Genomic DNA, 710 nt, shown 5'->3' with positions numbered 1-710 from the left:
TCCTTAACTGATCGGCATTACGGGCACGGGCCAACTCTTTTTCATAGGCGCCTGAACGGCCGCCGATGATGTCGCGGATCCCGGCGAAAAGATCTTTAAAAATATTGGCGCCGAGAATGGCTTCACCCACCACGATGCCGCGGTATTCACGAATGATCTTGCCTTCTAGGGTCGGGGTAGTTGAGAGGATCATATTCAGCTCCTATTGATGGGATGGACTCAGCACTCATCGAACCCAGCACCAATCGCGTCGTTCACACCATGGGAAGATGGGCACGACGCAGTAACAATGGACTGGGGTCAAAGATTATAAGCAACCACAGCGCCACTTAATCCCGTCATTTGAGAGATCCGCCCCTGCATACCTTGGAGCTTGGTCTTGGAAACGTCAGGCCCAATGAACACTCTGTTGAGCTGCCCTTGCACTGGGGTGCGCGGCGAGGTGTGGGCAGAGTAGCCCGCAGCCCGCAACTTGCTCACTAATGCATTGACGCTATCAACGTTCTTAAATGCCCCCAGCTGGAGAACCCAGCTACCTTGACTCGCCACCGCCACGGGGGCTGGCGTGATGGGTTGGTTCATCTTGCTCTCGATCAGGTCATCGAGTGACTTGATCTGGCCCGCCTGCGGTTTGGCCGGAGGAGGTGCCTTGACGACCTCGACCGGTTTAACTGGTGTGGGCTTGGCTGCTGGAGCTGGTGCAGGCTTAG

General features: G+C 56.1%; 2 protein-coding genes. Both read right to left on the bottom strand.

Annotated elements, in window-relative coordinates:
* On the bottom strand, positions 1-193 hold a 193-nt coding region (locus CUC53_RS18225; protein ID WP_157798332.1), incomplete at its 3' end, for a heavy metal-binding domain-containing protein.
* 107 nt (positions 194-300) lie between these two features.
* Positions 301-710: SPOR domain-containing protein (locus CUC53_RS18220; protein WP_201796803.1), on the bottom strand; the 410-nt coding region annotated here is incomplete at its 5' end.

Source organism: Aeromonas cavernicola, assembly GCF_002795305.1.
Lineage (GTDB): Bacteria > Pseudomonadota > Gammaproteobacteria > Enterobacterales > Aeromonadaceae > Aeromonas > Aeromonas cavernicola.
The sequence above is the reverse complement of the archived record's forward strand: the minus strand, read 5'-3'. Positions and strand labels throughout refer to the sequence as shown.